9 protein-coding genes are annotated in these 8,498 nt (G+C 55.1%); 5 read left to right on the top strand and 4 right to left on the bottom strand.

Annotation, left to right across the window (positions count from 1 at the left end):
- The 4 genes from P792_RS35435 to P792_RS0120525 all read left to right on the top strand — a co-directional run.
- On the top strand, positions 1-1,621 hold a 1,621-nt coding region (locus P792_RS35435; protein ID WP_035440974.1), incomplete at its 5' end, for a flagellar hook-basal body complex protein.
- Between the two features lie 165 nt (positions 1,622-1,786).
- Entirely contained in the window at positions 1,787-2,305 is a 519-nt protein-coding gene (locus tag P792_RS35440) for a flagellar basal body-associated FliL family protein (RefSeq protein ID WP_023980028.1), read from the top strand.
- A 46-nt stretch (positions 2,306-2,351) separates the two neighbouring features.
- Positions 2,352-3,494 (top strand): flagellar motor switch protein FliM, encoded by a 1,143-nt coding sequence (fliM, locus tag P792_RS35445; protein WP_081866878.1) that lies wholly within the window; start codon positions 2,352-2,354, stop codon positions 3,492-3,494.
- A 48-nt stretch (positions 3,495-3,542) separates the two neighbouring features.
- A complete protein-coding gene (locus P792_RS0120525) occupies positions 3,543-4,145 on the top strand; it encodes a DUF6468 domain-containing protein (RefSeq protein WP_023980030.1) in 603 nt (200 codons plus the stop codon).
- 489 nt (positions 4,146-4,634) lie between these two features.
- Here P792_RS0120525 and P792_RS35450 read toward each other — a convergent pair whose 3' ends face one another.
- The 3 genes from P792_RS35450 to P792_RS35460 are packed head-to-tail and all read right to left on the bottom strand — an operon-like array spanning position 4,635 to position 6,458.
- Positions 4,635-5,042 carry a hypothetical protein gene (locus P792_RS35450; protein WP_023980031.1) on the bottom strand — a complete coding sequence of 136 codons (408 nt, stop codon included), beginning with the start codon at positions 5,040-5,042 and terminating at the stop codon, positions 4,635-4,637.
- Positions 5,039-5,410, bottom strand: coding sequence for a rod-binding protein (locus P792_RS35455; protein WP_023980032.1), 372 nt, complete (start codon positions 5,408-5,410; stop codon positions 5,039-5,041). Before P792_RS35455 ends, P792_RS35450 begins: the two co-directional genes overlap by 4 nt.
- Positions 5,376-6,458: a flagellar basal body P-ring protein FlgI gene (locus tag P792_RS35460; RefSeq protein ID WP_051395980.1), complete on the bottom strand. Its 1,083-nt coding sequence runs from the start codon at positions 6,456-6,458 to the stop codon at positions 5,376-5,378. The genes P792_RS35455 and P792_RS35460 overlap by 35 nt, the downstream gene beginning before the upstream one ends.
- A gap of 387 nt (positions 6,459-6,845) precedes the next feature.
- Here P792_RS35460 and P792_RS35465 point away from each other — a divergent pair, with 387 nt between their 5' ends.
- Positions 6,846-7,718 carry a transglycosylase SLT domain-containing protein gene (locus P792_RS35465; RefSeq protein ID WP_023980034.1) on the top strand — a complete coding sequence of 291 codons (873 nt, stop codon included), beginning with the start codon at positions 6,846-6,848 and terminating at the stop codon, positions 7,716-7,718.
- Between the two features lie 5 nt (positions 7,719-7,723).
- Here the strand turns inward: P792_RS35465 and P792_RS39480 are convergent.
- A partial coding sequence (locus tag P792_RS39480; protein ID WP_035440976.1) for a hypothetical protein occupies positions 7,724-8,498 on the bottom strand: 775 nt, incomplete at its 5' end.

The following is an 8,498-nucleotide window of genomic DNA, read 5'->3' on the forward strand; positions in this document are numbered from 1 at the left end:
CGTAGGTTACAAAGCCGATACGACTTCGTTCCAGAACTTTGTTGCTGGCTCGATGATTGGCAGCACTGCCTCGGCCGATGTCTCGGATTCCGTATCCGCTATCACGGTGCAGCATGTCGATAATCAGGGTACACCGACCAGCAGCAGCAACAGTCTTGCCTCGGCCATTTCTGGAAATGGGTTATTCGTTGTCTCCAAGGCGAACGGCGCTGGCAATGCGAGCACAACACAGTTTTCAGATCAAAGTTATTACACGCGAAACGGTGAGTTCTCGCAAAACAACCAAGGTTATCTTGTCAATACCAGCGGTTATTATCTCGACGGATATATGGTCGATCCGTCGTCCGGACAGCTTGGCACAAGTGTTACGCAGATTAATGTTGGCAATATCAGTTATCGTCAGCCACAGACGAGCAAGCTCACGCTGACAGCTACTGTGGGCACAATGCCTGCAAATTCGGCGAATTATACCGCCAGTGATGCCCAGACATACACGACTGCACCCGTGACAGTTTATGACGCGAACGCGACGCAGCATCATGTGGCGCTCAACTGGTCTCAAAGCACCACAAATCCCCTCGTCTGGACTGCCAGCGCTTATGACGCAGATGGAACGGGCGCCATCAATCAGGCGGATAATACCTATAACGTCACCTTCAACAGTAACGGCACTCTGGCCAGCGTGACGGATTCGACGGGAGCTACAGTTGGCTCGACCACCACTGGCGCGGCTGTAACGCTCCCCATCACAGCGTCCTATGGAACGAATACCTCTCAGTCGATTAGCCTGTCACTGGGCACCATTGGTGGCACCAGCGGAACGATCATGGCCCAATCAACGGGCACTGCGAGCAAAAGCGCAGTCTCGAGCCTGACGCTTGATCAGAATACTTCGACACTCACTGAGGACAGCTCTCAAATCGGTACGGCCACCGGCTCGAACCAGAGCTATATGACGTCGCCTGTTGATGTCGGGGGTACACCCGTATCGCTTCGGTGGGCTCAGACATCTGCCTCGCCGCCAACCTGGAGCGTGTCGGCCATCAACTCCTCTACCGGCGCTGCGCTGAGCTCGACGAGTTCGATCACCTTCAATGCGAACGGCACGGCAAATTCACCCCCGACGACTCTCGCCGCCACGATCAACGGGCAGGCCTATACGGTGAAGCTGCCAAACATGACCAGCACAACGAGCCCCCTGCTCTCGACTTCGAGCTCGCTCGGACAGGACACGACAGCTCTCACATCCGACGCTGTAGCCGCTGGCACATATCAGGGCGTTCAGATACAGAGCGACGGATCTGTCATGGCGCAGTTCAGCAACGGGGCATCCCAACTTGCCGGCAAGATTGCGCTTGCCAATTTCGCCAATGTCAACGGATTGAACGCGGTAGACGGGCAAGCGTACACCGCTACCGCAGCGTCTGGTAACCCCGCTGTCGGCACTGTTGGCGCCAACGGGACCGGAACACTCTCCGTAGGTTACACAGAGTCTTCAACCACAAATCTCACAAGCGACCTTTCTGCCCTGATCGTCGCTCAGGAAGCGTATTCAGCCAATACTAAGGTCATCACCACTGCGGACACTCTGCTGCAGGCTACCATTGCCATGAAGCAATAATATAAAAGGACGATTTTCCCGGGCAGCAGTCTGATGCTGCCCGTCGAAACAAGGCGGCCTCGCAGGAGGATGCTCCTCCTATGGCGCCCCGGAAACTTCCGTCCGCGCATGAATGCGCATTAATCAAACTACAGTCACTGCCAAAAGAACGTGAGCGAAAGATAAATGAGTGAATCCCGCCTGAACGATGATCTCGACATCAACGTTGTCGATGACGATCGGCTTGGGATGAAGGCTCAACCTAGAAAGAAACGCCTCATTCTCGTGGCAGCATCACTGATCCTGCTCACTTTAATCGCCGGCACAGGATATCTTGCCATCCATAAGGGGTGGTTTTCATCAACGAAGCAGACAGCAGAGGCTGCTGACCCGTCTACTGCCCAAAGCACCATTCTGGCGGTACCATCCATCATCTCGAGCCTCGATAATGGTGAAAATCGACCCGTCTATGTGAAGATGACAACGCGTGTGGAGATTGCTGGAATTCAAAATGAGGCCTCGCTGAGGCGGTATATTCCCCAGATCCAGGACATATTTCAGACCTATCTGCACGAGACGCGCCCTCAAGAGATAAGGGGAAACGGGGTGTACAGGTTGCGTGAAACTCTCCTGAGGCGGCTTAGAATTGAGATAGCGCCCCTCAAGATCACCAATTTTTATATTACCGAATTCCTCATACAGTGAGACCGGTTGAGATAAACATTGGTCCTTTCGATGCAGGCAGAGTTTCATGATGTCGCCTAGTGAACACCATATCCCGCCCATACCTGATGCCTGGGCCGACCCCGCGGTCGAGACCGAGAATGACCCCTTTTCGGGCAGCGCCTCCGGGGCTTTTCAGCAAGAGGAAACGCTGAACCAAATGCTCGACCAGTCGGAGATTGACAATCTCCTTGGCGGCGCATTCAGCGACCTGCCTGAACGGCACGAGACGGGAATGGAGCGTGTGATCAGGGCCGGCTTTGTCGCTTACGAGCGCATGCCGATGCTCGAGATCGTGCTTGACCGTCTGGTCCGCCTCCTCACAACGGGCCTTCGGAATTTCACGAATGACAATGTAGAAATTACCACAGAATACACGCGCTCCATGTGTTTCGGCGACTACGTCAACAGCGTGCCGTCATCCTCGCTGTTTTGCGTTTTCAAGGCTGTCCAATGGGAGAATTACGGTCTTCTCGTAATCGATTCCGCGCTGGCCTACTCCATAATCGATATCCTCATGGGTGGCCCGCGTGGGAAGGGTCATTCAGGCACTGAAGGGCGGCCTCACACCGCTATAGAGCGCACTCTGATCGAAAAGCTCATGAACCTTACCCTGCGGGAACTGTCGGTCGCGTTCAGCCCAGTATGCGAGATCGACCTTATCTTTGAACGGCTCGAAGTAAGCTCACGCTTTGCGGCGATCGCTCGTGCTTCAAATGCTGTCGTGACATCGAAGATGCATATCGATATGGAGGACCGGACCGGCAATATGGATCTTGTCATCCCTTATGCAACCCTCGAACCTGTGCGAGATCTGCTCTCCCAGCAGTTCATGGGGGAGCGATTTGGCCGTGATTCGGTTTGGGAAAACCACCTTATTTCCGAAATTATGGAAACCAATGCCGAAATCCTGGCTGTGCTTGAGGAGCAGACCGTCAGTCTTTCGACATTGCTCACCATGAAGCCAGGTATGCAGCTCGTATTTCCCCACAAGGTGAAAAACACCCTCCCTGTGACGCTGCAGTGTAATCAGACGACACTCTTCGAGGGGCATCTGGGGCAATCAGGGGGGAAAGCAGCGGTGAAGATCGATCATCGGCTTGTGCCCGAGGATAGCCCGCATATACACAACCCGAGTGAGGCCAACACTGACTTCGAGACTATGGACTGACATCCCGCAAAACGAGGCTGACGATAAATAACGGAGGATCGAGAGAGAATGCTCGCCCAAATTCAGGTATTCATAGAAGCGGCACTCTCGGTTCTGCTGCTGTTAGGCATCGCCTATAACTTTCACATCAGCAAGACCCTGTCGGCTTTGAAGAGCGACAGAGCAAGTCTCGTCAAACTTATCGAAAAGCTCGAGAGCAGTATCAAAAACGCGCATGATGGTGTTGAAAAACTGCGTGTTGCGGGTCAAGTCAGCGGACGACCGCTTAGCCGCACGATCGAGCAAGCCAAGATCGTCGGGGGTGAACTGGATACGCTTGTGGACAAGGCAGATTCGAAGGCTGAGCAGCTCAGCGTTCTAACACGGAAAGCGGAATCCAGTGAGCAATCCCTGGGAAAGCTTCTGGATGATGTGTCAGACGTAAAACTGGATATGCTTCGACAGTCAGAGTCGCCTATCCTGCGAGACGACCCGGAAAATACCGAAGCACCCCTTGAGGATAACATTACCCCAACGAAGGCTCCCATTCTTGAACCAGAGCGACACAAGCAACGCCCGGCCGTCACGCCCGTGGTTGCCGAGGCCCGCAAGCCGGTGCCAGAAGGTCATCATGCTCGCCAACGTATGGGCAGCAAGTTTCTCGGCGAGTAGAGAACCGAGCCGTTTCTACCACGCAGCCCCAGCTACATATCGGGGCTGCGTAGCACCGGGGTCTGCAAGACTGGACCAGGCGCTCCAGTCCCAGACGCTGGTATTACGTCGATTCTCAGCGGCCATCGCTGCAATCGAAGGGACATTCTTGATGGGCAAGTGCTGATTTCGAACGACAGGGGTCGAATTCAGAAGATAAACGAACGCCACTTCTGATCCCATGTAAACACAGCCGCATCCGATCGGGTCTGCGTAGAGATAGATGGGACCGCTAGGAGCAGGCCGATAGGTCATCACACCAGGCGGGAGCGAATTCATCATTGCGTATCGTGCGGTTGTATCTGCGGGATGGGCTATAAACCCCGCATCCGCTATCCGTTTACCCATGGTGAGATACGGCTTTGCTGGAGACTGACAGGCAGTCAACGCCAAGCTCACAAACAGACCTGTCGACCTCATCAGTCTAACGCGCATACGGTCTTTCAACTCTCAGATTTCACTGTGAAGGGTCAAGGCAGCGCTATCTGTCGTCGGCGTGACGTAGTGACCCGACGGACTGTATGCCTGCGTAATTTCTTCAACGGGCGCGGCACATATCAATTTCAGGAATTCGGTTTGCACCACTGACATATGTTCGAGCACAGCCTGGTTCTCCGCAACAAGCGCGATCAGGTCCCCCATGGTCGGCATCAGCGCTGTTTTATCGCCCCCCCGCTCCTCAAATTGAGTCAGTGCCTGCGCCATTTTTGACAGTAATTCTGTTTTATCCGCGAGCAGCAACTCAATCTGTGCAGGCTTCCCCTGACGGAGCTGTTCATTTTCCACTTTCAGCAGGGCCATAAGCCGCGATGCCGCTTTTATGACGGGTGATGTCTGGTCTGAGCGCATACCGATCATGTCTCTTCATGTTCCTGCATCGCGAGTATTTGTCGATACACACTGTCGGCAATACCGATCCCGCCATTATTGGCTATCTGCTTTCCCATCTCCAGCACTTGCAGGGAACGGAACTGCTTTTCGGCTGCCCCTCCACCAAATTCGTTGTCTGAGGTGTCAGCAGTGTCAAACATGGGCTGAAGTAACTCACCCAGCGTAAGGCCCTCAAAAGATCTCGCTGTTTCGCGTGCCTTGTCAGCTTTCGCGGTTCGGGTAGCCTCCTGTGCTCTAGCCAGTGTCTCGCTCTGCGCAGCAGAGAGAGAAGAGAGTGTTACAGGCGTCAAAGCCGTCATGTCATCGAACCTCCAGATCCGCTTGGAGAGCGCCATCAGCCTTGATAGCCTGCAAGATACTGATCATATCGCGCGGCCCCATTCCCAAGGCGTTCAGCCCGGCAACAAGGCTCGCGAGCGTGGGACCTTCACGAAGAATACCCAATCGGTGAGAACTGTCTGTACTGGCATCGATCTGCGTTCGCGGCACGATCGCCGTCGTCCCATTGGAAAAAGGGGCAGGCTGGGCGATCAACGGAGTTTCCGTCACCTGGATCGTAAGGTTGCCTTGCGCAATGGCAACCGTGCTGATGCGCACATTATCGCCCATCACGATGGTCCCACTTGCCTCATCCACAATGACTTTGGCCATCGTATCCGGTTCGATCATAAGATCGCCGATCCGATAGAGAAGCGAGGGCGCGTCTCGCCCGGCCATATTAACTGAAACCGTGCGCGGATCATCCATTTTGGCCGTGCCATATCCGAGAGAACGGTTGATGGCATTGACGATTCTGTTTGCCGTCGTGAAATTCGGGTTTCGCAAGGAGAGATGGATCAGCCCGCTTCTACCCAGAGATACCGGCACCTCGCGCTCGACAACTGCGCCATTGGCGATATGCCCTGTCGTTGGAATATTCCGGGTAGCCGAGGCCGCCGTCCCTCCGACTGAGAAAGCATTCGTGACGAGGGAGCCCTGCGCCACAGCGTAGACCTCACCGTCTGCTGCCTGGAGCGGCGTTACCAGCAACGTGCCTCCTGCAAGGTCACGAGCGTCGCCCACTGCCGATACCGTAACATCGATATGCCCACCTCCGTGAGAGAAAGGAGGCAAAGTCGCGGTTACCATGACTGCGGCTACATCATGAGTCTGTAACTGGACTTCTCGATCGCGGATATTCACTCCAAGACGATTGAGCATGCTGATGAGGGTCTCGCGAGTGAAGATCGTGTTTGTCAGCCGGTCGCCCGTTCCTCGCAGACCGACAACCAATCCGTACCCGACCAACTGGTTGTCACGCACACCCTCATAGTCGACAATATCTTTGACGCGTACTGCGGTAGCGTTTGACGCCGGCGCATAACCCACGATTCCCAGGCTCATACAGAAAAGGAGCGTCTTTATCAGGCAGCCAAACGTCTTTTTCCCGTTACGACAATGCATCGTATGATCGTCCAGCCCAGTTCCCGGTGTGACGCGGAGTGCGTATCGAAATGTCTTTGTCAAATGGATAAGCCTGCACCATCGATAGTGATCTTGTACGACAGGCGCCAGCAGTGACACCCTACGACACAGGCACGTCACTTACAACCACAACAAGGTTAACGCCCTCCAACAGAGAGACAGTTTCACACCGGCATTGTTGCAAAAGCGATAATGATTGTCATAACGCCTGCTTATCCTGTAACGGGAAGACCTTTGATATTGATCTATGCAGCACCACGGCGAACCGTAATCCCGCTGTCACATAGACGCCAATGAAAGACTGCCATGGATTTCGCTGAGAGGCGCAACGGACTCATGATTTTCATGAAATCACGCCTATCGAAATCAGCCAGCGCGTCTCTCGCAATGTTGGGTTTCAGCGTTGCTCTCGCTCCCGTGCCGGCCCTGTCTCAGACGATGGAAGCTGAGCGCTGCCGTATAGCCTCCAGCCAGGCCGAAAGAGTCCTCCGCATTCCCGAAGGTTTCTTATATGCCATCAGTCGGGTCGAGAGCGGCAAGACCGACGCGCAGGGGCGACTGTCGTCCTGGCCGTGGACAATAATGGCCAATGGCGTTGGCCATTATTACGATTCCAAACAGGACGCCATCGCGGCGGCAACCGAATTTCGCAATGCGGGTACTATGTCGATCGACGTCGGGTGCTTGCAGGTCAACCTGCAACAGCATCCGGATGCTTTCCATTCACTTGATGAGGCGTTCGATCCAACCTCGAATGCTCTCTATGCCGGGCGTTTTCTTAACCAGATGCACGACAAGATGGGAAGTTGGCCGCGTGCGGCGGCGGCCTATCATTCCCAAACCCCGGGGCTCGGAGCCCCGTATCAATGGAAGGTGCTCGAAACCTGGGCCATACCTGATGACGAACGGATAGGCCCGTCAGGGGACGTCAAACACCCGCCTCAGCGTAAGGGCGCGATTGATTTGGCGGCGCCACGAAGCCAGTCTCCCTACGGCGATACAATCGTTGCTGATGCGCGTGAGGGAACACAGCCTGCTGTGAGGGCATTTCATCCTTTCCAGGGTTTCAGCCATTTCACCCAGCCTGCCCCTCATCATTCAGGCATGAGCGGCATGAGAGGACGCAGCCTCGCATCATACCGAAGCAGCCCTACGCAATTGGCGCGCCCAACAGGCTGAAAGCATCAGACGCCTCGCATATCGATCCAGAGTCGCAGCGCTTTTCCGACTTCTTGAAGTACAGGAAGGAAAGAGCGCTCATTCGAACGGAAAATTCTCATTGTAGGGTACCATGGGCTCCCTGTTCCGGAATCCCCCCAGCGCCAGCACGCATCCCAACGGCTTATCAACCATACGGGACAACCAAGCGCTCCGGCGAGATGCGCGGGTGACGTATCGACCGAGATGATCAGATCAAGATTACGCATGATGGCCGCCGTATCCGCCATGTCTCGTACCTCGCTCATGGGATTATGAATTGTCTGACCGCCCCAGTTCTTCAGCTCTTCCCTTGGTGTCCCGAATTGCAGATTGACGAAGGTCGCCTCAGCCGGGAGGAGCGCCTCGGCGAGATCGCTGAAGGAAATCGAGCGCCGCATATCAGCCAATGCGTATTCTGAGCGAAGACGCCGCTCGCCTGCCCATACAAGACCGATCCGCGGTCTACCCGCTGGCAGCAGGGCCGCCATTCTTTCTCGGTCAGCGGGGATATCGGTAATGTATGGAATGCAGGTTGGAATATCGTGCACCGTCCGCACCCCGCTGATAAAGGGTAGATCCGGCACGGGGCACGCGTAATCATATGCGTGGTTCGTAACAGCACTCACAGGGTCCAGCACCGTCAAAGCCGGGTAGGACTGACGCACAAGGCGCACCAGAGAGGCGGGCACACAGACGTGGATTTCGGCACCACGCGCTGCAAGGGCGGATAGGTGACGTATAAACTGGATCGTATCCCCC

Origin of the sequence: Asaia sp. SF2.1, assembly GCF_000505765.1 — a bacterium.
Lineage (GTDB): Bacteria > Pseudomonadota > Alphaproteobacteria > Acetobacterales > Acetobacteraceae > Asaia > Asaia bogorensis.

Coding starts and splice junctions, on each gene's coding strand:
- fliM (WP_081866878.1), top strand. CDS start 2,352: ATGATGTCGCCTAGTGAACACCATATCCCGCCCATACCTGATGCCTGG.
- P792_RS35450 (WP_023980031.1), bottom strand. CDS start 5,042: ATGATCGGTATGCGCTCAGACCAGACATCACCCGTCATAAAAGCGGCA.
- P792_RS35460 (WP_051395980.1), bottom strand. CDS start 6,458: ATGAGCCTGGGAATCGTGGGTTATGCGCCGGCGTCAAACGCTACCGCA.
- P792_RS35465 (WP_023980034.1), top strand. CDS start 6,846: ATGGATTTCGCTGAGAGGCGCAACGGACTCATGATTTTCATGAAATCA.
- P792_RS35455 (WP_023980032.1), bottom strand. CDS start 5,410: ATGGCGCTCTCCAAGCGGATCTGGAGGTTCGATGACATGACGGCTTTG.
- P792_RS0120525 (WP_023980030.1), top strand. CDS start 3,543: ATGCTCGCCCAAATTCAGGTATTCATAGAAGCGGCACTCTCGGTTCTG.
- P792_RS35440 (WP_023980028.1), top strand. CDS start 1,787: ATGAGTGAATCCCGCCTGAACGATGATCTCGACATCAACGTTGTCGAT.